The organism is Streptomyces sp. NBC_00009 (assembly GCF_045040855.1).
Lineage (GTDB): Bacteria > Actinomycetota > Actinomycetes > Streptomycetales > Streptomycetaceae > Streptomyces > Streptomyces aureus.
Map to the genome: position 1 here is coordinate 5,131,224 of NZ_CP108312.1, position 22,037 is coordinate 5,153,260.

At 71.7% G+C, this 22,037-nt stretch carries 17 protein-coding genes; 7 read left to right on the plus strand and 10 right to left on the minus strand.

The genetic code is table 11. The features are described 5' to 3' along the window. Window positions 1-8: 8 nt before the first annotated feature. The 7 genes from OHA58_RS23165 to OHA58_RS23195 all read right to left on the minus strand — a co-directional run bounded on the left by OHA58_RS23165 (window position 9) and on the right by OHA58_RS23195 (window position 10,293). A complete protein-coding gene (locus tag OHA58_RS23165; protein WP_405481079.1) occupies window positions 9-2,279 on the minus strand; it encodes an MMPL family transporter in 2,271 nt (756 codons plus the stop codon). Window positions 2,280-2,343: 64 nt separating this feature from the next. Beyond that, window positions 2,344-3,594 (minus strand): alpha/beta hydrolase, encoded by a 1,251-nt coding sequence (locus OHA58_RS23170; RefSeq protein ID WP_405481080.1) that lies wholly within the window; start codon window positions 3,592-3,594, stop codon window positions 2,344-2,346. Then, window positions 3,591-4,685, minus strand: coding sequence for an NAD-dependent epimerase/dehydratase family protein (locus OHA58_RS23175; protein ID WP_405481081.1), 1,095 nt, complete (start codon window positions 4,683-4,685; stop codon window positions 3,591-3,593). Before OHA58_RS23175 ends, OHA58_RS23170 begins: the two co-directional genes overlap by 4 nt. Continuing rightward, window positions 4,660-6,930 carry an MMPL family transporter gene (locus tag OHA58_RS23180; RefSeq protein WP_405481083.1) on the minus strand — a complete coding sequence of 757 codons (2,271 nt, stop codon included), beginning with the start codon at window positions 6,928-6,930 and terminating at the stop codon, window positions 4,660-4,662. Before OHA58_RS23180 ends, OHA58_RS23175 begins: the two co-directional genes overlap by 26 nt. Then, window positions 6,927-8,639, minus strand: coding sequence for an FAD-dependent monooxygenase (locus OHA58_RS23185; RefSeq protein WP_405481084.1), 1,713 nt, complete (start codon window positions 8,637-8,639; stop codon window positions 6,927-6,929). The genes OHA58_RS23180 and OHA58_RS23185 overlap by 4 nt, the downstream gene beginning before the upstream one ends. After that, window positions 8,636-9,310 carry an HAD family hydrolase gene (locus OHA58_RS23190; protein WP_405481085.1) on the minus strand — a complete coding sequence of 225 codons (675 nt, stop codon included), beginning with the start codon at window positions 9,308-9,310 and terminating at the stop codon, window positions 8,636-8,638. The genes OHA58_RS23185 and OHA58_RS23190 overlap by 4 nt, the downstream gene beginning before the upstream one ends. Beyond that, window positions 9,307-10,293 carry a ScbA/BarX family gamma-butyrolactone biosynthesis protein gene (locus tag OHA58_RS23195; protein ID WP_405481087.1) on the minus strand — a complete coding sequence of 329 codons (987 nt, stop codon included), beginning with the start codon at window positions 10,291-10,293 and terminating at the stop codon, window positions 9,307-9,309. Before OHA58_RS23195 ends, OHA58_RS23190 begins: the two co-directional genes overlap by 4 nt. 244 nt (window positions 10,294-10,537) lie before the next feature. On the opposite strand from OHA58_RS23195, the gene OHA58_RS23200 reads away from it, so the two are divergent. Beyond that, window positions 10,538-11,452 carry a BTAD domain-containing putative transcriptional regulator gene (locus tag OHA58_RS23200; RefSeq protein ID WP_405481089.1) on the plus strand — a complete coding sequence of 305 codons (915 nt, stop codon included), beginning with the start codon at window positions 10,538-10,540 and terminating at the stop codon, window positions 11,450-11,452. Window positions 11,453-11,610: 158 nt separating this feature from the next. Here the strand turns inward: OHA58_RS23200 and OHA58_RS23205 are convergent, their stop codons facing one another. The 3 genes from OHA58_RS23205 to OHA58_RS23215 all read right to left on the minus strand — a co-directional run bounded on the left by OHA58_RS23205 (window position 11,611) and on the right by OHA58_RS23215 (window position 13,682). Beyond that, window positions 11,611-12,198 carry a GNAT family N-acetyltransferase gene (locus OHA58_RS23205; RefSeq protein WP_405481090.1) on the minus strand — a complete coding sequence of 196 codons (588 nt, stop codon included), beginning with the start codon at window positions 12,196-12,198 and terminating at the stop codon, window positions 11,611-11,613. Window positions 12,199-12,304: 106 nt separating this feature from the next. After that, the gene (locus OHA58_RS23210; RefSeq protein ID WP_227294765.1) at window positions 12,305-12,502 is read right to left on the minus strand and encodes an AlpA family transcriptional regulator; all 198 of its coding nucleotides are present in this window, start codon (window positions 12,500-12,502) and stop codon (window positions 12,305-12,307) included. A gap of 277 nt (window positions 12,503-12,779) precedes the next feature. After that, on the minus strand, window positions 12,780-13,682 hold the full coding sequence (locus OHA58_RS23215; RefSeq protein WP_405481091.1) for a sugar phosphate isomerase/epimerase family protein: 903 nt from the start codon (window positions 13,680-13,682) through the stop codon (window positions 12,780-12,782). 142 nt (window positions 13,683-13,824) lie between these two features. Between OHA58_RS23215 and iolC the strand changes: the two genes are divergently transcribed. The 6 genes from iolC to OHA58_RS23245 all read left to right on the plus strand — a co-directional run bounded on the left by iolC (window position 13,825) and on the right by OHA58_RS23245 (window position 21,896). Next, entirely contained in the window at window positions 13,825-14,808 is a 984-nt protein-coding gene (gene iolC, locus OHA58_RS23220) for a 5-dehydro-2-deoxygluconokinase (protein ID WP_405481093.1), read from the plus strand. Between the two features lie 62 nt (window positions 14,809-14,870). After that, the gene (locus tag OHA58_RS23225) at window positions 14,871-15,758 is read left to right on the plus strand and encodes a deoxyribose-phosphate aldolase (protein WP_405481095.1); all 888 of its coding nucleotides are present in this window, start codon (window positions 14,871-14,873) and stop codon (window positions 15,756-15,758) included. A gap of 30 nt (window positions 15,759-15,788) precedes the next feature. After that, window positions 15,789-16,598 (plus strand): 5-deoxy-glucuronate isomerase, encoded by an 810-nt coding sequence (iolB, locus tag OHA58_RS23230; protein ID WP_405485125.1) that lies wholly within the window; start codon window positions 15,789-15,791, stop codon window positions 16,596-16,598. Continuing rightward, on the plus strand, window positions 16,595-18,463 hold the full coding sequence (gene iolD / locus OHA58_RS23235) for a 3D-(3,5/4)-trihydroxycyclohexane-1,2-dione acylhydrolase (decyclizing) (protein ID WP_405481096.1): 1,869 nt from the start codon (window positions 16,595-16,597) through the stop codon (window positions 18,461-18,463). The genes iolB and iolD overlap by 4 nt, the downstream gene beginning before the upstream one ends. A 52-nt stretch (window positions 18,464-18,515) precedes the next feature. Beyond that, complete coding sequence (gene mmsA / locus OHA58_RS23240) at window positions 18,516-20,027, plus strand: CoA-acylating methylmalonate-semialdehyde dehydrogenase (protein WP_405481098.1); 1,512 nt, start codon at window positions 18,516-18,518, stop codon at window positions 20,025-20,027. Between the two features lie 447 nt (window positions 20,028-20,474). Further along, the gene (locus tag OHA58_RS23245) at window positions 20,475-21,896 is read left to right on the plus strand and encodes an APC family permease (RefSeq protein ID WP_405481099.1); all 1,422 of its coding nucleotides are present in this window, start codon (window positions 20,475-20,477) and stop codon (window positions 21,894-21,896) included. Window positions 21,897-22,037: the final 141 nt, after the last annotated feature.

The window sequence follows — 22,037 nt, forward strand, 5'->3', positions numbered from 1 at the left end:
GGATCTCCTTACGCGTCGGCGGATGTGCCGACGGGCTGCCGGGCGGCGGGAGCCGACGGGGCCGACTCGGAGATGCCGAAGTGTTCGTGCACGGCGCGCAGCGGCGCGGGGGCCCACCAGTTCGCCTTGCCGGCCAGTCGCATGAAGACAGGCACGAGCACCGCCCTGATCAGTGTGGCGTCGATCAGGATCACCACCACCATGCCGATGCCCAGCATCTTGAGGAAGACGATGCCCGACGAGGCGTACGTGGCGAACGACGCCGCCAGGATGACCGCCGCCGACGTGATCAGCGGGCCGCTGCGCTCCAGGCCCACGGCCACTGCGCCGGCGTTGTCACCCGTACGGTCGTACTCCTCCTTGATCCGCGACAGCATGAAGACCTCGTAGTCCATGGAGAGGCCGAAGGCGGTGCAGAACATGAGGATCGGGATGCTCGGTTCGATCGTGCCGCTCGGGGTGAAGCCGAGCAGGCCGGACAGATGACCGTCCTGGAAGATCCACACCAGGGCGCCGAACATCACCGCCATGGAAAGGGAGTTGAGCACCATCGCCTTGGCGGGGAGCAGCACACTGCCGGTCATCAGGAACAGGATGATGAAGGTGACGACCAGGATCAGACCGAAGACGAGCGGCAGGCGGTCCACCAACTCGGTCCGGAAATCGCTCAGTTCGGCGGGATAGCCGCCGATCCTGACCGGCTCGCTCCCGGCGGTCGCGCGTACGTCGGACAGGACCCGGTCGATGTCCTGGTCGAGTCCGCGGTGGGTGGCGACCACCGAGTACCAGGTGTCCTTGTCGTTCGTGAACCGGTCGGCGGACGCGCTGTCGGGTTCGGAGACCCTCTTGCCCCCGGCGTACGAACCCGTGAGCGCGTCGACCTGATGGATCTCCGGGATGCGGGAGAGCTCGGCGGCCGTGGCGTCGATGGAGGCGCGGTTCGCGGGTGTGCCCGCCTGGCCGGGGCGCAGGACCTGGATCGCGTCCATCTCCTCCGCGGCGAAGTGGTCGCGGATCTCCTGCTGCACGACGCGGCTGGACACGTCCTTGGGCAGCACCCGCTCGTCGGGCACGCCGAAGGTGAGGCCGAGCGTCGGGGTGGCGAGGCCGAGAAGGACCACCAGGGCCGGAATGCCGTAGAGCAGCGGCCTGCGCATCATGCGCAGTGCCGTGCGGTGCCACCAGCCGTTCTGCGCACGGGAGTCGGCCTTCTTGCGGGCGACCCGGACGCCGAGCTTCGCCAGCGCGGCGGGCAGGATCACCAGGGCGGCGAAGACCGAGGTGAGAACCGTGCCGATACCTGCGTACGCGAACGAACGCAGGAAGGGGAAGGGGAGGAGGAGCAGGCAGGCGAGCGACACGATGACGGTGAGACCGCTGAAGGTGACCGTGCGGCCCGCGCTGCCGACCGCGTGCTCGACGGCCTCGGGGACGGAGCGCCCTGACCGCAGCTCCTCGCGGAACCGGTTGATGACGAACAGGCTGTAGTCGACGCCGAGCCCGATGCCCATCACGAGCGCCAGGTTGGCGGCGAACGTCGAGACGTCGGTGGCGTACGTGACGATGCGCAGGAGCGCCAGCGTGGTGATCACCGAGAACAGGCCCATGCCCAGGGTGAGCGCCGCCGCCGAGAACCGGCGGTAGATGGCGAAGAGCAGCAGAAGGACCAGCGGGAACACGATCATCTCGGCCCGCAGGAAGTCCTGCCGCGACTGCTCGGAGACCTGCCGGAAGACCTCGTCACCGCCGCCGACGCGGACCTTCACCAGCCGCTCGTCCCGGCTGAAGTCCGGGGAGAACTCGCCGAGTTTCGTACGGGCCTCGGTCACCGAGCCCGCCATCCGGGCGATGATCAGGGCCTGCTTGCCGTCGGTGGCGCGCATGGCGGGTGACTTGCCGCGCGACCAGTACGAGGCGACCTCGGCCACGCCGTCCTGCCCCGCCAGCTCCTTCTCCAGTCTGCGGCCCTCGGCGGCGACCGCCGTGTCGTCGACGGTGCCCTGCTTGGCGGTGACCATGAGCAGCACGCTGGGCGTGCCCTCCTTGAACTCCCGCTCCAGGACGGCCCGGGTGCTCAGCGACTCGGAGCCCGGACTCTCGAAACGGCTGAGCACCAGGCGGTCCATGGCCCCTGCGGCGAGCGCGAGGCCGAGCACGGTCAGGACGACGCAGGCCCAGATGACCGGACGGGAGCGCGCCGCGGTCAGACGCCCCCACCGCCGCAGGGCCGGCGGGCTTTCCTCGGGGCTGCCGGCGGTGGATTGACGGGTGGTCGGCACTTGTCACGCTCCGAATGCGGGGGGATACGGGGGACGCAGGGGGTGTGTGGGCGTGCGGGGGGTTCTACAGGCCGCGCGCGTCGAGCCACGCGGCGATCCGGTCGAAGGTCCGGGGTGCCGAACGGGCCATCGTGGCGTAGTGCCCGGCCCCCGGGATGTCGATGAGGTCGGTGTCGGCCCCGGTGAACAGGCGCCGGTGCGCGGCGCCCCCGGTCACGCGGGCGTCGTCGTCGCCGTACAGCATCAGGACCGGCACCTTGATGGCGCGGATGTGGTCCAAGTCCGTGAAGACGGAGTCGAGTTGGGACGTCATGTCGCCGCAGGGGTGGCGGTTCTGGTGTGGGGTCGCGGCGTCCACGACGCGTCGCTCGGTGTCGTGGAAGTTGCCGCGGCGGAACTGGTCGGGCCCCAGGTCGTAGTAGACGTAGCCGCTCGGGTCCGAGGGCTTCCGGCTCGGCGAACCACCCGCCATGCAGCTCTGGAGGGCGCTGAAGAAACGGGTGTTGGCCTCCGGGGTCAGACCGCGATCCGTCCAGTCCATGATCATCAGTCCGTCGATCCCGCCGAACGAGTACGCCTCGATCTGGACGATCTGACCGCCGTTGGACTGGCCCGCCAGAGTCACCGTGTCGAAACGGGTGCGCTTGGCCGCACTCTTGCCGGTCTTGGCCGCACCCCTGCCGGCCTTGAAGGGCTCCTGCGGCTTCCCGCCGACGGTGTACGTCCCCTCGCGCAGTTGCCGCACGACCTGGTGCGCGATGTCCGCCTCGGCGCCGATGCAGGTGCCGAAGCCGTCCGGGCGGTCGCTGGCGCCGTAGCCGAGCCGGTCGAGGGTGAGGGAGGCGTGGCCGCGCTCGGCGAGCTCCTCGGCGTAGTGGTAGCCGGGCACGTCGAGGCGCCAGTACCACTCGCCCGCGGCGATGCCGTGCTGATAGAGGGTGATCGCCTTCTTCTTGCCGTCTCCGGACCCCGCGAGCAGGGACGCGGGCGCCGTCAGGTGGCCGCGCACCCGGTACCTCCCGCCGTCCGTGCGGCACCCCGTCCTGCTGCGGTTGGTGTTGCGTACGGAGAAGGAGACCGGGACATCCGTGATGCCGGCCTTGGCCAGGCGTGCCGCGGTCGCCCTGCGGGCGGCGGCTGCCTCGGCCGGCGACGGCACGGACGAGGTGGCCGAGGCGGACTTCCCCGCCTTCCCGGGGCCCTCGGGTGCGTCGGACGACGTGGTCGCGGCCACCGCCACCGGACTCACGAGCAGGACAACTGCCGTGCCGAGCAAGGCGATCCCCTTCAAGACGCTCCTGCGCTGCTCGCTCATCCGCCGTTCACCTCTCGTGCTGTGCCGCCTGCGCCGGCCGCGGCAGGCAGCTGCCCCTGCGCGCGGTGCCACGCCGCCTGGTCGGCGATGGTCTGCTTCAACGGGCGGAATGCGGCGGCCAGTTCATGTCCGGCCCGGGCGGACGACACCCGGCGGTGGTGTCCTTCGAGCAGCACCCGCATTCCGGTCCGGGTCGCCACCGGCTGCCGGCCGCGCGCCTTCGCCTGCCACTCCAGGATCGAGGCGAGCGGTACGGCGGCCGCCGAGGGCAGCTTGCGGGGCACCGCTCCGGTGCCGCTGGCCCGGACCACGGCCGCGCAGATGTCGTGCAGCGGATGCCAGGTACCCCCGGCGATGTAGCGGCGGCCCGAGGTTCCGCGCGCGGCGGCGGCGACACAGACGGCTGCCACGTCGCGGGCATCCACGACATGGTTGCCCGCCGTGGGCAGCGCCTTGATCTCGCCGCGCGCCACCGCGAGGAAGAGCCGTCCGGCGGAGGTGGGGCCCGCGTCTCCGGGACCCCACATCCAGCCGGGAAGCACGAGCGGTACGCGCAGCCCGTGCTCCTTGGTGAAGCCGGCGATCATCCGCTCGGCGCGGATCTTGCTGGAGCGGTAGTGGTTGTCCTGGTCCGGGGCGCCGTTGGGGGTGTCCTCGTCGCCGGGGGACTGCGCGTCGCCGCCGCCGAGCACGGCGATCGAGCTGGTGTGCACGACAGCGGGCACCCCAGCCTGCACCGCCGACTTGAGCAGGTCCTCCACCGCCTGCACGTTCGTGCGGTACAGCAGCTCCAGGTCGTGGCCCGGCTGGTAGTACTCGCGGAAGTACGCGGCCGTGTGGATGACGGCGTCCGCGCCGCGCAGGTCGCCCGTGTAACTGGTGATGTCGGTGACGTCTCCGGTGACCAGACGCAGCGCGGGGTGGCGGGGCAGCAGGGTGCGGGCGCGCCCGGCGTCGCGTACGACCGCGGTCACCTCGGTGCCGCCGGCGAGGAGCCGCTCGACGACGGCGTTTCCGAGCAGGCCGGTGGCCCCGGTGACCACGACCGAGCGAAGGCCCATGGGTTCAGTGGGAGGCGGCGTGCCGCTCATGCGACGTCCTTTCAGGAGGATTCGAAGGGAGAGGGGAGTCCGGCTCCTCGCGCAGCGCGAACCGCTGATGGACGCGGCGCAGTGGCCTCGGCGCCCACCAGACGCGGCGGCCGAGGAGGCGCAGCACGGCGGGGACGAGCAGCGTGCGGACGACGAGGGCGTCCACCAGGACGGCGAGCGCGACGCCGAAGCCGAGCATCTTGGTGTTGGTGATCCGCGAGAGCCCGATGGAGACGAAGACCACGCTGAGCACCACGGCAGCCGCGGTGATCAGGCCGCCGGTGGTGCGCATGCCGTGGACGACCGCCGAGCGGTGGTCGCCGGTGCGGTCGAAGTCCTCCTTGATCCGGGCGACCAGGAACACGCCGTAGTCCATGGACAGCCCGAACGCGACGCAGAACATGAGGACCGGCAGCGTCGTCTCCACGTCCCCGGTCGCGGTGAAGCCGAGCGGGCCCGAGAGGTGTCCGTCCTGGAAGACCCACACGACCGCGCCGAACATGGCGGTCAGGCTCAGGGCGTTGAGCGCGACGGTCAGCAGCGGAAGGAGGACGCTCCCGGTGAGCAGGAAGACCAGCAGGAGCGTCGCGATCAGGACGAAGCCGAGGGCGGGGGCCAGGCCCCGGCCGATGGCCGCCTTGCTGTCCACCAGGGACGCCGCGGGACCGCCCACCCACGCCCCGTCGGACGCGGACGCGCCGCGCAGGGACTCGACCAGCCGCTGATGGGCAGCGGATGTCGCGGCGGTGTGGTCCTCGGCGACGACCGTCAGGAGGGTGTGGCCGGACGTCCTGCGCGAGGAGTCGGCGGGGGTCGGTATCTCCGACCGGTGGCCCGCGCGGTAGGTGCCGTCGGACGACTCGACGCGGGTGACCCCGTCGAGCACGGACAGCTTTCCCGCGATCCGCCCCGCCGTGGCCCGTGCCTCGGCGCGGGACGCGCCTCCCGTCCGCAACAGGACGGGCACCGAGCCGTCGGGCGTGTCGTCGAAGTCGTCGCGCACGCTGTCCTGGACGACCCGAGCCTCGCTGGTCGCGGGCAGCTGGCGCTGGTCCGCGGTCCCGAACCGGGCCCCGAGGAACGGCAGCCCGAGGACCAGGAGCAGCCCGGTCACCGCGACGGTGACCAGCGGCGCGCGGCGCATCACGGCCTCGGTGAGGCGCCCCTTCGCGGCCGGCGCCCGGCCGCCCCTGCGGCGTCGGCGTACCTGCCAGGCATCGACCCGCCGCCCGAGCAGCACGAGCACCGCGGGCAGCACCGTCAGGGCGGTGACCGAGGCGACCAGGACCACGCTGATACCCGCGTACGCGAGGGAGCGCAGGAAGTACAGCGGGAAGACCAGCATCGCCGAGAGCGCCACCGCGACGGTCAGCGCGGAGAACAGGACGGTGCGGCCCGCGGTGCGCACGGTGCGCAGGGCCGCGGCCGCCGGGTCGGCCCCCGTGGCCAGCTCCTCGCGGAATCTGCGGACGATCAACAGGGCGTAGTCGATGGCGAGTCCGAGGCCGAGCGCCGTGGTGAGGTTCTGCGCGAACACCGACACCTCGGTGAAGGAGGTGACCACTCGCAGCAGCGCGCCCGTCCCCAGGACGGTGGCCAGACCCACCAGGACCGGCAGCGCCGCGGCGACCACCCCGCCGAAGACCCGGACGAGCACGAGGAGGGTGAGCGGCAGGGCGATGAGTTCGGAACGGGTCAGATCCTCGGCGACGGTGCTCTCGATCTCGTCCTGGACGGCGAGCGCGCCGGAGATCCGTACCGTCAGATCCCCCCGCGTGCCGCGGAAGTCCGGTGCCAGGCGCTCCAGTTCGGCCCTCGCCCGGTCGTCGCCGCCCTCGATGCGGGCGGCGATCACCGCCTGCTTCCCGTCGCGGGAGCGCAGCTCCTCCAGCCCGGTCTGCCAGTACGAGACGACGCCGACGACCGACTTCTCGAACGAGAGGCGCTCGGCGAGGCGCACCCCCTGCCCGGCCACCTTCCGGTCGTCGACCTGCGCACCCTCGGGCACGGACACCAGGAGGACGAGATTGGGCTGCTGCTCCGGGTAGTGGTCCTCAAGGACGCGCTGTACGCGCGCCGACTCCGAACCGGGGTCGGTCGTACCGCCGTTGCTGAGCCGGTCGGGCAGATCTGCGCCGAGCAGGACGGCGTCCAGGATCAGGACCACGGCCGCGAGCAGGAACAGCCACGGTCTGCTCACGACCCGCGTACCGAGAGCGGTGAGACCGGGGAGCTTCCGGCTCACGCCGCACGTCCCACGGCGAGGCCGAGCACCGATACCCCGTCCGCCAGGCGCGGCAGGTCGAGGTGCGACGACCAGGCGCCGACCGCACCGTCGGGGCGTACGTAGATCACCAGTGGGTCCTGTCCGGGGCCGGCCAGGGCGGTCAGCTGCCGGCCGGTCTCCACGGCGCGCGCGTACGGAGCGGAGTAGTCCTGCTCGTCCGCGGGGGCGCGGCCGGTCAGGAGCAGGACGTCCGTCTGCGCGGCCACCGCGGAGCGGGCCGCGAGGTCGGCGGCCTGGCGGGCCGTGCGCTCGCCGTCCACCGTGCAGGCGCCGTTCTGGAGGACCAGGAGGGTGTGCCGGCCGGCGGCGAGCAGCTCGTGCAGGGAGGTCGACAGGGTGCCGGACAGCGCCTGCCAGCGGGTGTCGGGCAGCCGGAGGCCGGGGCGCAGGACGCTCTTGGCGCCGCGTGCGTTCTTGCCGGCGGGTGCGTTCTTGCCGGCGGGTGCCGGGAGCCGGCCGGGGACCGCCGGGCTCGACTCGAGGCCCGGGTCGAGCTGGGCGAGGTCGGGGACCATCTTGCGGTCGAGGGCGCCGGTCGCGGACGCCACCTTCAGCACGGTGTCACGAAGGACCCGCTTCGGGCCTTCGCGGAGCATCCACAGCTTGGTCTGGCGGTCGGAGTTGCGCAGCGCCCGCAGTGCCGCGGGGCGCCGCTCGGCCTCGTAGCTGTCGAGCAGCGCCGGGTCCGCTCCGCGCGACACGGCGGCCAGCTTCCAGCCCAGGTTGAAGCCGTCCTGCACCCCGGTGTTGAGGCCCTGCCCGCCGGCCGGGCTGTGGCAGTGCGCGGCGTCACCGGCGAGGAAGACCGGCCCCGAGCGGAACGCGGCGGCGACCCTCGTGTGGACCCGGAAGGTGGAGCGCCACCAGGTGGAGCGGAGCGTCCAGCCGCGCGGGCCGCGCGCGGTGAGCAGCTCCTGGAGATCGTCGTCGGACAGCGGACGCACCTCGCCGGTGGCGTCCCGGTCGAAGAACACGCGGTGTCCGCCGCCGGGCAGCGGAACGACGACGAGGACCCCTTCCGGAGTGAGGTGGTACTGCGCCTCGTCCTTGGGCAGGTTCCCGCTGAACTCGCCGTCGCCGAGCAGGAAGTCGCGGGCGTACGTACTGCCCTGGAACGCGATCCCGGTGGCCGCCCGCACCTTGCTGTGAGTGCCGTCCGCGCCCACCAGCCAGCGCGGCGCGAGCAGGGCGGGGGCGCTCTGGCCGGGCGACTCGACCGTGACGGAGACGGATCCCTCCGCGCTGTCGCCGATGAGCCGGACGTCGGTGAGTTCGGTGTTCCACTCGACCTGGCCGCCGAGCTTCAGGAGCCGCTGGTACAGGACGCTCTCGGTGACCGACTGGGGTACGCACAGCGGGCGGGGGAACGCGGTGTCGGCGAGCGAGCCGAAGCGGACCTGCCCGGCACGCTTGCCGCCCGACCAGTAGGACGCGCCCGAGAGCGGCAGCGACCGGTTGACCAGACACTCCGCCGCGTCGATGCGCTTGAGCACCTCGAGTGCGCCGCTCCACAGGATCAGCGCCTTGGGTTCGCTCGCGGGGCCCTTCCTGCGGTCGACGATTCTGCACTCCACGCCGTGCTGGAGCAGGGTGCAGGCGGTGGTCAGGCCCGTCGGACCGGCTCCCACGATCAGTACGGTGTCGGTGTTGTCGTATCGCCGCTTCATGCCAGGCTCCTGGGGTGGTAGGCACCGCGGGAGCGGAGCAGCGCGGTGATCTGGTCGATCGCCTCGTCGGTGGTGGTGAAGTGGACGGCGAGCATGCCGAGGTCCGAGGCGGTGGCGCAGTTCTCCTCGAGGTCGTCGAGGAAGACGCACTCCTGCGCGGCCGCCGGGAGGCGTTCGAGGAGCCGCCGGTAGATCAGTGGGTCGGGCTTGCGCACGCCCTCGGCGGACGAGTCGACGACGGTGTCGAAGATCTCGTCGACGGGGAACTGGGCCCGCCAGCGCGGACCCCACTCGACGACGTTGTTGGTGAGCAGGGCGGTGCGGTAACCCACCGAGTGCAGTGAGCGCACGAAGGCGACGAGCCGGTCGTCGACGGTCCTGCCCCGGAACCACAGTTCCCCGAACTCCCGCCCGTCGAGCAGGTGTTGACCCTTCCCGTCGGGTAACTCGGCCAAGACCCGGCCGACCATCTCCGCCTCGGTGCACAGGGCGGTCTCCAGGTCGGCCATCGGGCTGCGGCCCCGGCGCGCCGTGGCTTTGGCGAAGGCGTCCTGCAGCTCGGTCACGGGCAGGCCGACGGCGCGCGCGAAGGCCGCGAACGTCTCGTGCAGCGGATTGGTCAGGACCCCGCCGTAGTCGACGACGACGGTGGTCAGCGGCGGCGACGTCACTGCGCCACCTCGAGACGGAACGAGGCGACGACGCGCTCCTGCTGGACGACCTCGACCACGACCGGCACGACGAGGGTGCCGAGCGTCTCGCTGAGCCGGAACTGCTCGACGCTCGCCACCGCCTGTGTGCGCAGATCGAGTTCGGCGAACTCCTGGAAGCTCGCGTCGAGCGCGGTCACCTGGAGGCCCGCGGCCGAGATGGAGTGCAGTGAGGCGACGGAGGCCGCGGCGAGCTGCCGGGCCGCCTCCAGGAGGAGGTTGCCGGGGATGTGGTCGAGCTGGTGGTCGAAGAGGTGCGGGTGGGTCGTGTCGGAGAGCACGGTGGCGGCGAGCGTGCTCGTGCCCATGGGCTGCGGCTGGGTGATCACCACGTTGTGCGGGTCCCGGCGGCCCACCGACTCCGGCTCCGCGGCCACGTGGGTGGGCAGCACGCCGATCTGGCCCGCCAGGGCGTCGCGGCGGCGGGCGCGCAGCGCGCGGTAGACGGTGCGCGTGAAGAAGGCGAGGCCGCCGCTGAAGTGCAGGACGACCTTGCCCTCGATGGTGAACGTGCCGGTGAAGTCCAGGGCCTGCACCCGGCCGTTGCGCTTGCGCTGCGGGTCGACGGTGAAGGTGACGACGGCTCTGGCCGGGCGGTCACCGGTGCGTACGGCGGACAGGTCCTGTATCTGTATGCGCAGGTGGCGGAAGATGAACGACTCGTCGAGGCCCACGTTCTCGTAGGTGTGGGCCAGGAACACCCCGCCCTGGCGCAGGACTTCGACCAGGAGCAGGAAATCGTGGGTGCCGGACTGCTCGGCCATGATGTGCGCGCGCGGCAGCTGCGCCGCCACCTCGTAGGTGTCCTCCCGGCCGGCCACCGGACGGGAGTCGGTGAGGAACACCTCGGCGATCGCGGCGCGGTGCACGGCGGCACGGGAGACGGTGCTGTCGTAGCTGAGGACGGAACGGATCTGCTGATCCTGCGGTGCGGGGCCGGTCATCGGTTCTCCAAGCGTGAGAGCGGGACCGGATCACCTTGATGCAGGCGGTTTGACCAGACGTTGGTCGAAGCGCTGGAAGGACCGCTGAGGGCGGCTGGTCATTGCCCCAAAATTCGGGGCACGTCAAGAGGTCGCGCGACGTGATCTGTTTCTCAACCGGCCTTTGCCTGACGGGAACTGGTCAGTAATGCCTAGCCTTGTGAGTGACGGGTTGCGGGCGCGACGCCGTTGTCATGGGGGAGAAATGTCAGGAGTACTGCTGCGTGGACATGGTTCCGAGGGAGCCGGGGAGGACCCGTCGAAGATGGCGATCCGCCTCTTCGGCCCGCTCCAGGCCGCCCGCGGTCCGAAGCTGTTAGAACTGGGGGCGCCCAGACAGCGGGCGCTCCTCGCCGTGCTGCTCCTGCGGCCGGGTCTGGAGACCGGCGTGGACCAGCTGATCGAGGCGCTGTGGGGCGAGGAGTATCCGGCGTACGCGAAGAATCTGATCCAGAAATCCGTCTCGGGTCTCCGCGGCCTGCTCGCGCCCGGCCCGGCCACGGGCGGGGGCGTCCTGATCGAATGGTCGGGAGGCGGCTACCGCCTCGATGTCGGCGATGCGGAGGTGGACCTCTACGTCTACGAAAGGCTCGCGGCGGCCGGTATCGCGGCGGCCCGGGGCGGCGAGATCCTCAAAGCGGCCGGACTCCTCGACCAGGCCCGCACCATGTCCACGGGGCCGCTGGTCGAAGGCCTCGAGGGCCCGATGATGGAGCGCGAACGGCTTTATCGCCAGGAGCGGTTCCTCGCGGACATGGAAGTACTCGCCGAGCTGGAACTGGAACTCGGCCGGCACCGCTACGCCGTGCCGCTGCTGCACTACGCGGTGCACAAGTACCCGCTGCGCGAGCGCTTCGTCTGGCTCCTGATGCTCGCGCTCTACCGCTCGGACCGTGGCAACGAGGCGCTGGTCGTGTACGCCGACCACCGCGCCCGTGTCGTCGAGGAGCTGGGCACCGAGCCGGGCCCCGCGCTGCGCGCGCTGCACGCCCGGCTGCTGCTCCAGGACCCGCAGTTGATGCTTCTGTCCACCGTGCGTGAGGACGGTGACGCGGCGCCGTTCCTCTCTTCGGAGCCTGCGCCACGGCCGTCCTTCACGCGCCGGGTCCCGTTCGGTTAGGGCCTCTCGTTTGGATCATGCCGGGCTCGCGGGGTCTGGCACCGCACCTCGCGGCGTTGTCGTCGGTCCCCGACGCTCCGCGTCGACTCCCTCCTCCGCCTTGCGATGCACGGCACCAGACCCCGCTCCCTGATCCGGCCTGATCCAAACGAAAGACCCTAGATCTCCGGCCGCCCGCGGTGCTCCGCCCACTCCGGCGCGAGGACCGACATCAGCGTCGAGTCGTACCACTGGCCGTCGCGCAGCACCGACTGCCGGGCCACGCCCTCCTCGACGAAGCCCACCTTCTCGTAGACGCGGCGGGCCCGGTGGTTGTGGCTGAAGAGGTCCAGGCCGATGCGGTGCAGGCCCAGGCGCTCGAAGCCGTGGCCGACGATGAGGCGGACCGCCTCCGTGCCGAGGCCCCGGCCGCGGCCCTCGGGGCCGACGAGCGTGCGGAACGTGCAGCTGCGGTGCTCCGGGTCCCAGTCGTACAGAACGACCTCACCGACGAGTCGGCCGGTGGCGCGGTCGGTCACCGCGAGGTCGAGGCGGTCGTCCTGGGCACTGCGTGAGCCGTACCAGGAGCGCAGGGAGTCCACGGTGAGCTCGTTCGACGGGTCGCCGGTGAAGTGGCGGACCTCCGGGTCGTCGATGATCTCGGCCATCGTGTCCGCGTCGGCGGCGGTGAACGGCCGCAGGACGGTCTTCTCGCCGGTCAGTACCGGCTTGACGGAGAAGCCGGCCGCCAGGGGTTCTTGGGTCATCCGGGGATTGTCCAAAGGGGCGGCCGCGCGGGGCAATCGAATAACGGGGGCGCCGCCCCGCACGGTGGCATGCGTGCGGGGCGGTGCCCGTGCGACGGAGGGGTGGTCACTGCTTGAGGCCGCGGTTGCGGGGGCGGGAGGCGACCCAGGCGCGGACGGTGTCCGCGTACCAGTACGGCTTTCCCGATTCCACGTGGTCGGGCGGGGGCAGGAGCCCGTGCTTGCGGTACGAGCGCACGGTGTCCGGCTGGACCCGGATGTGCGCGGCGATGTCCTGGTACGACCAGAGCCTTCGGTCGGTCATCTGTGGCTCCTTGCTGCGGGTGCCGCAGCGGCGGCTCGGGGTGGCCGTTGGGGGAGCTGCGGCGCGAACGCTGGCGATCAGTCAGCCTGTGCCCGGACAACGACCCGCCCACAGCAGAGGCAAGGGGCTGTCGACGGGGTGTGACGCAAGACCCGCGTGCACGGGACATGTGTGACAGGACAGGGGTGTTTGTGACACGAGTGACGCATTGGCGGCGCATGGAAGGCGCGTACGCGGGCGTGACCGTTCGTCCGGTGGTGCCGGTGGCGCCGTCCTGCTACACCCCGCACGACCTCAGATAGCCCCTGGTGCGGCGGGCGATGGGCAGCGGACGGTCCGGCTCGCACGGGTACATGTCCTGCTCGACGATCGCGAAGAGATCGACGTCGAGGCGCTGCGCGGCCGCGATCACGGGCTCCAACGCGGGCTCCCCGGCCGGGGGTTCGCACATCACGCCGCGCGCCACGGCGGGCCCGAACGGGACCCCGCCCGCGCGGACCCCGGCGAGCACGGCCGGGTCGACCTGCTTGAGGTGGAGGTAGCCGATGCGCTCGCCGTACGTCTCGATGAGCTTGACGCTGTCGCCGCCGCAGTACGCGTAGTGGCCCGTGTCGAGGCAGAGGGAGACGAGGTCCTGGTCTGTGGAGTCGAGGAAGCGGGCGACGTTCTCCTCGCTGTCGATGTGCGTGTCGGCGTGCGGGTGGACGACGGCCCGCAGGCCGTACCGCTCGCGGACCTCGTGGGCGAGCCGCTCGGTCTGGGTGGTCAGGTCGCGCCACTGCGCCGCCGTGAGCGAGGAGTCCTCGATGACCTCGCCCGTCTTGTCGTCACGCCAGAACGCGGGGATGACGACGAGATGCCCGGCGCCGGTCGCGCGCGTGAGTTCGGCGATGGCCGAGACGTGCTCCCACGTCGCGTCCCAGACGCCGGGGCCGCGGTGCAGGCCCGTGAAGACCGTGCCGGCGGAGACCTTCAGGCCACGCCGGCCCGTCTCTTCTGCGAGGACGTCCGGGTCCGTGGGCAGATAGCCGTACGGGCCGAGCTCGATCCACTCGTAGCCCGCTTCGGTGACCTCGTCGAGAAAGCGCCGCCAGGGGACCTGGCGGGGGTCGTCGGGGAACCACACGCCCCAGGAGTCGGGTGCCGAGCCGATGCGGATACGAGGTGACATCGTCGTCATGGGACCAGCCTTCAGGGCGCCGGAGACGGGTGTCAAGACGTGGTCCGAATGTCCGGACAAAATGTTGACAGGGTCTTGTGGCAGGGCTAGACCTGAGCCTGAGACCGCCGAAGGGGCGCGCGCCCCGCCGAAGGGAATCCGTATGCAGGCCAGTCCCGGCGAGCCGTACGACCTGATCACCATGGGCCGGATCGGCGTGGACCTCTATCCGTTGCAGACGGGCGTGCCGCTGGCGGAGGTGGACACGTTCGGCAAGTTCCTGGGCGGATCGTCGTCGAACGTCGCGGTGGCGGCGGCCCGGCTCGGGCGCCGCACGGCGACGGTCACCCGCACCGGGGCGGACCCCTTCGGGGAGTATCTGCACCGCCGGCTGCGGGAGTTCGGCGTCGACGACCGCTGGGTCACCCCCGTGCCGGGCCTGCCGACGCCCGTCACGTTCTGCGAGGTCTTCCCGCCGGACAACTTCCCCCTCTACTTCTACCGCCTGCCCAAGGCGCCCGATCTGGAGATCCACCCCGCCGAACTCGACCTGGACGCCATCAGGGCGGCCCGGGTCTTCTGGATGACGGGGACCGGGCTGAGCGAGGAGCCGAGCCGCTCGGCGACCCTGGCCGCGCTGGCGCACCGGGCGAAGGCGGGCATCACCGTCTTCGACCTCGACTGGCGGCCGGTGCTCTGGGGAGACGCAGCTTGGGAGGACCCGGAACAGGCGAGGCCCCACTACGCCGAGGCCCTGCGCCACGCCACCGTCGCCGTCGGCAACGTCGACGAGGTCGAGATCGCCACCGGCGAGCGCGAACCGGCCGCGGCGGCACGGGCGTTGCTCGCCGCCGGGGTGCGCCTCGCCGTCGTCAAACAGGGCCCCAAGGGCGTACTCGCCATGGCCGCGGACGGCAGTTGCGCGGAGGTGCCGCCGCTGCCCGTCGACGTCCTGAACGGGCTCGGCGCGGGCGACGCGTTCGGCGGCGCCCTGTGCCACGGACTGCTCGCCGACTGGGAGCTGGAGGAAGTCATGCGGTTCGCGAACGCGGCGGGCGCGATCGTCGCGTCCCGCCTGGAGTGCTCGTCGGCGATGCCGACCCGCGGCGAGGTAGAGGCCGCACTCACGGCGGGAGAGGTCCGATGAGCCGGGCGGGCCGGGTCGGCGGGAGCAGCCCGGGACACGTCCCCGCGCGGGGCGGCCGGGACATGAGCGTCGATCCCCTGAAGCTGGTGCGGCTGCGGGCCCACCATCCCGAGGCCGTCGCCGAGGCGGCGGCGCGGCGGCCGCGCAGGCCGCTGATCGCGCACGAGGCCGGGCGCCTCCTGATCGTCGCCGCCGACCACCCCGCGCGCGGCGCCCTCGCCGTGGGGGAGCGGCCCTTCGCCATGGCCGACCGCGCCGACCTCCTCGGACGGCTCTGCCTCGCCCTGGCGCGGCCCGGCGTCGACGGGGTCCTCGCCACCGCCGACATCCTCGACGACCTGCTTCTGCTCGGCGCGCTCGACGGCAAGGTCGTCCTCGGCTCGATGAACCGCGGCGGGCTCGCCGGGGCCTCCTTCGAACTCGACGACCGGTTCACCGGACACCGGCCCGCGGACCTGCACCGGCTCCGGTTCGACGCCGGCAAGCTGCTCCTTCGTATCGACTACGACGACCCGGGATCGCTGCGCACCATGGAGTCCGCGGCCCGCGCCGTCGACGAGATGGCCGAGCTGCGTCTGCCCGTGTTCGTCGAGCCGTTCCTGTGCCGCCGCGACTCGGTGAGCGGGACCCTGCGCAGCGACCTGAGCGCCGAGGCCGTCACCACGTCCATCGCCATCGCCTCCGGCCTTGGCGGCAGCTCCGCGTACACCTGGCTCAAGGTGCCCGTCACCGACAACCCCGACGACATGGCGCGCGTCATGGAGACGTCGACGCTGCCCGCGGTGCTGCTCGGCGGCGATGTGGGTGACGACCAGGACGCGGCGTACGAGAAGTGGCGGCACGCGCTCCAGCTGCCCACCGTGCAGGGCCTGGTGGTGGGGCGCTCGCTGCTCTACCCGGCCGACGGGGATGTGGCGGGCGCGGTCGACACCGCCGCGTCGCTGCTGTAGGAGGGGACGGTGACGAACGACAGGGACCTCATGAACCCGTACCTGCCCCGGGGGAGCGCCGCCGACGGGCCCTACGCCCTGGCCGTCGGCCCCGAGCGGGCCGGCTGGTCCCGTGCGGGGCTGCGAGTGATCGAACTGAGGCCCGGACAAACCCACGATCTGGACACCGGCGAGAGTGAATGGATCGTGCTGCCCCTGACAGGTGGTTGCACCGTGCGCACGGGAGGCCGGATCATCGAACTGCTGGGCCGGGAGTGCGTGTTCGGCGGGGTCAGCGACTTCGCGTACGTGCCCCGCGACGCCCATGCGCAGATCGCCTCCGGCGCGGGAGGCCGCTTCGCCCTGGCAGGAGCGAAGTGCGAGCGTCAGCTCCCCGCCCGCTACGGCCCCGCGCCGGAGGTTCCCGTCGAGCACCGCGGCTCCGGCACCAGCGCCCGCCAGGTGCGCAACTTCGCGTCCGCCGACGCCTTCGAGTGCGACCAGCTCATCGCCGTGGAAGTGATCACGCCCGGCGGGAACTGGTCCTCGTACCCGCCCCACAAGCACGACGAGCACCGGCCGGGCGTCGAGACCGAGCTGGAGGAGATCTACTACTTCGAGATCGAGGGGCCCGGCGGGTACGGGTACCAGCGCGTCTCGCCGTCCAGGCCCGGCGGCACCGACCTGCTCGCCGAGGTCCGTACGGGCGACGCGGTCCTCGTCCCCGACGGGTGGCACGGCCCGTCGATCGCGCAGCCGGGGCACACCATGTACTACCTGAACGTGATGGCGGGACCGGGCGAGGAGCGGGAGTGGCGGATCTGCTTCCACCCCGATCACCTGACGGAGGGATACCGATGACGCGGCTCACCACAGCACAGGCCCTCGTGCGGTTCCTGTCCCGGCAGTACACCGAGCGCGACGGCGAGCGCCGCCGCCTGATCGATGCGACCTGGGGCATCTTCGGGCACGGCAACGTCGCCGGGATCGGCCAGGCCCTCCTGGAGTACGCCGACGACATGCCCTACCACCAGGGCCGCAACGAACAGGCCATGGTGCACGCGGCCGTCGGCTTCGCCCGGCAGAGCGGCCGGCTCGCCGCGCAGGCCGTGACCACGTCCATCGGGCCCGGCGCCACCAACCTCGTCACCGGCGCCGCCCTCGCCACCGTCAACCACCTGCCCGTCCTGCTGCTGCCCGGCGACACCTTCGCGACCCGGCCCGCGGACCCCGTGCTCCAGCAGCTCGAAGTCCCTTACGCGGGCGACGTGTCGGTCAACGACTGTCTGCGCCCCGTCTCCAAGTACTTCGACCGGATCACCCGGCCCGAGGCCCTGATCCCCGCGGCCCTCGCCGCGATGCGCGTCCTCGCCGACCCGGTCGACACGGGCGCGGTCACCCTCGCGCTGCCGCAGGACGTACAGGCCGAGGCGTACGACTGGCCCGACGCCTTCTTCGACGAGCGGGTGTGGGGCGTGCGCAGGCCCGCGCCCGACCCGCGCGAGCTGGACGAGGCCGTCCGCGCGGTGCGCGCCGCGCGCAGGCCGCTGCTCGTCGCGGGCGGCGGCGTCCACCACAGCCGGGCCGAGGAGGCGCTGAAGGAGTTCGCGGACGCGACCGGGATCCCCGTCGCCTCCACCCAGGCCGGCAAGGGCTCCCTGCGCTGGGACCACCCCTCGGACGTCGGCGGCATCGGCCACACCGGCACCGCGACCGCGAACGAACTCGCCCGCACCGCCGACCTCGTCATCGGCGTCGGCACCCGCTACACCGACTTCACGACCGCTTCCGGCACCCTCTTCGGCCCCGGCAGCGTGCGCTTCCTCAACCTCAACATCGCGGCCTTCGACAGCCACAAGATGGCGGGCCTGCCCCTGGTCGCGGACGCCCGCACCGGACTGGAGGCGCTCACGGCCGGGCTCCGCGGCCACCGCGCGGAACCCTCGTACGTCATGGAGTACACCGACGACAAGGAGCGCTGGGAGTACCGCGTCGACGCCTGCTTCACGGCCGACGACGACCTGGTGCACCCCACCCAGCCCCAGGTGCTCGGCGCGCTCGACGAACTCGTCACCGAGGACGACATCCTGATCAACGCGGCCGGTTCGCTCCCCGGCGACCTGCACAAACTGTGGCGCACCCGGTCCCGCGACCAGTACCACGTCGAGTACGGCTACTCCTGCATGGGCTACGAGATCCCGGCCGCGATCGGGGTCGCGCTCGCCGCGCCGGGCCGGCCCGTGTGGGCGCTCGTCGGCGACGGCACGTATCTGATGATGCCGACCGAGATCGTCACCGCCGTCCAGGAGAACATCCCGGTCAAAGTGGTCCTCCTGCAGAACCACGGGTATGCGTCCATCGGCGGGCTCTCGGCCTCCGTGGGCGGTGAGGGGTTCGGTACGGGCTACCGCTTCCCGGCCGCCGACGGCACGTACACGGGTGCCCCGCTGCCCGTCGACCTCGCGACGAACGCGGCCAGCCTCGGCATGACGGTGCTGCGCGCGAAAACCGTCCGTGATCTGCGGGAAGCCCTCGCGGCGGCGCGCGTGGCGGACGGACCCACATGTGTCTACGTGGAGACCGAAACGGCAGACACAGTGTCGGGCGCGCCCCCCGCGCAGGCGTGGTGGGATGTGCCCGTGGCCGAGACAGCGACCCGACCGTCGGCGGTCAAGGCCCGCGAGGAGTACGACCGGCGCGTCACCGCTCGGCGCCGCCGGCTGTGAACGAACGCGAAACACCCGAAACACCCGTAGGACCCCAAAGGAGCTTGCCCTCATGACGACCGACGTCAAGACCGTCAACCACTGGATCGGCGGGAAGACCGTCGAGGGTGTCTCGGGCAATTACGGCCCGGTCACCGACCCCGCGACCGGCGCCGTCACGACGCAGGTCGCCTTCGCCGACGTCGACGAGGTCGACGCCGCGGTCGCCTCGGCCAAGGCCGCGTACGCGACGTGGGGCACCTCGTCCCTCGCCAAGCGCACCGCGATCCTCTTCAAGTTCCGCGCGCTGCTCGACGCCAACCGCGACGCGATCGCCGAGCTGATCACCGCCGAGCACGGCAAGGTCCACTCGGACGCGCTCGGCGAGGTCGCCCGCGGCCTGGAGATCGTGGACCTGGCCTGCGGCATCACCGTGCAGCTGAAGGGCGAGCTGTCCACCGAGGTCGCCTCGCGCGTCGACGTGTCGTCGATCCGCCAGCCGCTCGGCGTCGTCGCCGGCATCACGCCGTTCAACTTCCCGGCCATGGTGCCGATGTGGATGTTCCCGCTCGCCATCGCGTGCGGCAACACCTTCGTGCTGAAGCCGTCGGAGAAGGACCCGTCGGCGTCCATGAAGATCGCCGAGCTGCTCTCCGAGGCCGGCCTGCCCGACGGCGTCTTCAACGTCCTGCACGGCGACAAGGTCGCCGTGGACCGCCTCCTGGAGCACCCGGACGTCGCGGCCGTCTCCTTCGTGGGCTCGACCCCGATCGCCCGCCACATCCACACCACGGCCTCCGCCAACGGCAAGCGCGTGCAGGCGCTCGGCGGCGCCAAGAACCACATGCTGGTCCTTCCCGACGCCGACCTGGACGCCGCCGCCGACGCCGCGGTCTCCGCCGCGTACGGCTCCGCGGGCGAGCGCTGCATGGCCATCTCGGCCGTCGTGGCCGTGGCCTCGATCGCCGACGAGCTCGTCGCGAAGATCAAGGACCGCGCCGAGAAGATCAAGATCGGCCCCGGCAACGACCCGACCTCGGAGATGGGCCCGCTCATCACCGCCGCGCACCGCGACAAGGTGGCGTCCTACGTCACCGGCGCCGCGGCCGAGGGGTGCGAGGTCGTCCTCGACGGCACCGGCTTGCGCGTAGAGGGCCACGAGAACGGCCACTGGATCGGCCTCTCGCTGCTCGACCGGGTGCCGGTGTCGGCTGCCGCGTACAAGGACGAGATCTTCGGCCCGGTCCTGTGCGTGCTGCGCGTCGACACCTACGAGGAGGGCGTGGCGCTCATGAACGCCTCGCCGTTCGGCAACGGCACCGCGATCTTCACCCGCGACGGCGGCGCCGCCCGCCGCTTCCAGCTGGAGATCGAGGCGGGCATGGTCGGCGTGAACGTGCCGATCCCGGTGCCGGTGGGCTACCACTCCTTCGGTGGCTGGAAGGACTCGCTCTTCGGCGACCACCACATCTACGGCAACGACGGCACGCACTTCTACACCCGCGGCAAGGTCGTCACGACGCGCTGGCCCGACCCGTCCGACGCCCCCGCGGGCGTCGACCTGGGCTTCCCGCGCAACCACTGAGGTCCCGGCAGCACCAGGTGCCCCGGCCGCCACACAGCGCGGCCGGGGCACCTCTGTGTGTGCCCGGGGCGCCGGGGGAGTGTCCGGAGTGCGGACGAATTCCCGCGGACTTCGGAGCGGGGACTGCGGTTCCCGTACGTAGGGGATGTATCGGGTGTCCCAGTCGACGTGCGCTGTTTACCTGGGAAAGCAAGGTCATTAATCCGGGCGACCTGATGGAATGCACCTGCTGCGGCGAACCGGCTTGGAAGTGGCCGCAGTTGGATCAAGGCCCGGGTGCGGAATCCGCAGCTAAACGGCCGTTGACGTTCCGGATTTCGCAGGGTGCAATGACGCGCCGGGAGCGGATGAAGAACCCCCCACCGCGACAGCCCTTCGGAGGCGATAGCGCTCCCGGCCCGAGTAACAGAAACGCCTGCCGCACGAGTCGATCGGAACCGCTCCCCTATGTCCGACACGCTTCGCCCAAGCCCCACGACCGTCACCGAGGAGCCCCTCGCGCCCCTCGGCAACACGGCCAGTCCCCAGAAGCTCAAGCGTTCCATCGGCGTCGTCGGCGGCACCCTGCTCACGCTCTCGTGCGTGACGCCCGCCTCCACGCTCTTCGTGGTCGTCCCCGACCTGTTCTCCTCGCTCGGCACCGCCACCGCGCTCACCATCGGGATCGGCTCGCTGCTCTGTATAGCCGTGGCGTTCTGTTACTCGGAGCTGGGCACCCTCATCCCCAGCGCGGGCGGCGAGTACGCCATGGTGTCGACCCTCGCGGGTCGCCTCGCCGGCTGGCTCGTCTTCGTGCTCTCGCTGCTCGTCGTCATGATCGTGCCGCCCGTCATCGCGATGGGCACCGCGGACTACCTCGCCCCGCTCGTGCACCTGCCCGCCGCCGGCGCCGGCGCGGGCGTCATGCTCCTCGCCACCCTCGCGGGCCTGCTCGACCTGCGCGCCAACGCCTGGATCACCGGCATCTTCCTCGTCCTCGAGGTCATCGCCGCCGGAGTCGTCGCCGTCCTCGGCTTCTCCCACTCCGAGCGCGGCGCCGGCTCCCTCGTCGACCTGCACGTCTCCGGGGCGGGCGGCCACACCGACACCGTCACCGCGATGCTGATCATCTCCGGGCTCGCCATCGCCCTCTTCATCACGCAGGGCTTCTCGACCGCGGTGTACCTCTCCGAGGAGCTGGAGAACCCGCGCCGCAACGTGGCCCGCACGGTGCTCGCGACCCTCGCCATCTCCACCGTGGTCATCCTGGTACCGGTCGTCGCCATCACCATGGGCGCACCCGACCTCGCCGCCCTCACCAGCGGCGACATCAGCGGCATGGTCGAGGCCTGGTCCAACTCCGCCGTCGGCACGTTCGTCAGCCTCTGCGTCGCCCTCGCGATCATCAACGCGGGCATCGTCATGGTCATCCAGAACTCCCGCGTCCTGTTCGCCTCCGCCCGCGACAAGTCCTGGCCCGAGCCGGTCAACAACGCGCTCTCCAAGCTCGGCCGCTTCGGCTCCCCGTGGGTCGCGACCCTCGTCGTGGGCGTGCCCGGCGCGGCCCTCTGCTTCGTCAACCTCGACACCCTGTACGGCGTGACCGGCGTCTCCGTCACCGGCATGTACCTCCTGGTCGCCGTCGCCGCGCTGCTCGCCCGCCGCGGCTCCCACCGCGACCAGCCGGCCTGGCGCATGCCGCTGTGGCCCGCGGTGCCGGTGGTCCTGATCGCCGTACTCGCCTACATCCTCAGCCAGCAGGAGGTCTCCTACCTGCTGTGGACCGGTGGCATCACCGCCGCCGCCACCCTCTACTGGGCGCTCTACCTGCGGCCGCGCAAGGACACCCGCTGGCTGGTTTCGATCCCCGAGGACGAGCAGACCGTCTGAGCACGCAGCACCGCGCGGGGCGCGCGGGTCCGGGAACTCCTGGGCCTGCGCGCCCTTCGCTGTCCGCGGTAGCGGGCCGACCGCCGCCACTGCCTGAAGGGCGTGGGGGTACCCCCAGGCAGGGCGGGGCAGCCGTCGAAC

Bases quoted from the DNA above. Each gene is read 5' to 3' on its own strand.
- OHA58_RS23170 (WP_405481080.1), bottom strand. From the start codon at position 3,594: ATGAGCGAGCAGCGCAGGAGCGTCTTGAAGGGGATCGCCTTGCTCGGC.
- OHA58_RS23175 (WP_405481081.1), bottom strand. From the start codon at position 4,685: ATGAGCGGCACGCCGCCTCCCACTGAACCCATGGGCCTTCGCTCGGTC.
- OHA58_RS23185 (WP_405481084.1), bottom strand. From the start codon at position 8,639: ATGAAGCGGCGATACGACAACACCGACACCGTACTGATCGTGGGAGCC.
- OHA58_RS23195 (WP_405481087.1), bottom strand. From the start codon at position 10,293: ATGACCGGCCCCGCACCGCAGGATCAGCAGATCCGTTCCGTCCTCAGC.
- OHA58_RS23200 (WP_405481089.1), top strand. From the start codon at position 10,538: ATGTCAGGAGTACTGCTGCGTGGACATGGTTCCGAGGGAGCCGGGGAG.
- OHA58_RS23205 (WP_405481090.1), bottom strand. From the start codon at position 12,198: ATGACCCAAGAACCCCTGGCGGCCGGCTTCTCCGTCAAGCCGGTACTG.
- OHA58_RS23210 (WP_227294765.1), bottom strand. From the start codon at position 12,502: ATGACCGACCGAAGGCTCTGGTCGTACCAGGACATCGCCGCGCACATC.
- OHA58_RS23215 (WP_405481091.1), bottom strand. From the start codon at position 13,682: ATGACGACGATGTCACCTCGTATCCGCATCGGCTCGGCACCCGACTCC.
- iolC (WP_405481093.1), top strand. From the start codon at position 13,825: ATGCAGGCCAGTCCCGGCGAGCCGTACGACCTGATCACCATGGGCCGG.
- OHA58_RS23225 (WP_405481095.1), top strand. From the start codon at position 14,871: ATGAGCGTCGATCCCCTGAAGCTGGTGCGGCTGCGGGCCCACCATCCC.
- iolB (WP_405485125.1), top strand. From the start codon at position 15,789: ATGAACCCGTACCTGCCCCGGGGGAGCGCCGCCGACGGGCCCTACGCC.
- iolD (WP_405481096.1), top strand. From the start codon at position 16,595: ATGACGCGGCTCACCACAGCACAGGCCCTCGTGCGGTTCCTGTCCCGG.
- mmsA (WP_405481098.1), top strand. From the start codon at position 18,516: ATGACGACCGACGTCAAGACCGTCAACCACTGGATCGGCGGGAAGACC.
- OHA58_RS23245 (WP_405481099.1), top strand. From the start codon at position 20,475: ATGTCCGACACGCTTCGCCCAAGCCCCACGACCGTCACCGAGGAGCCC.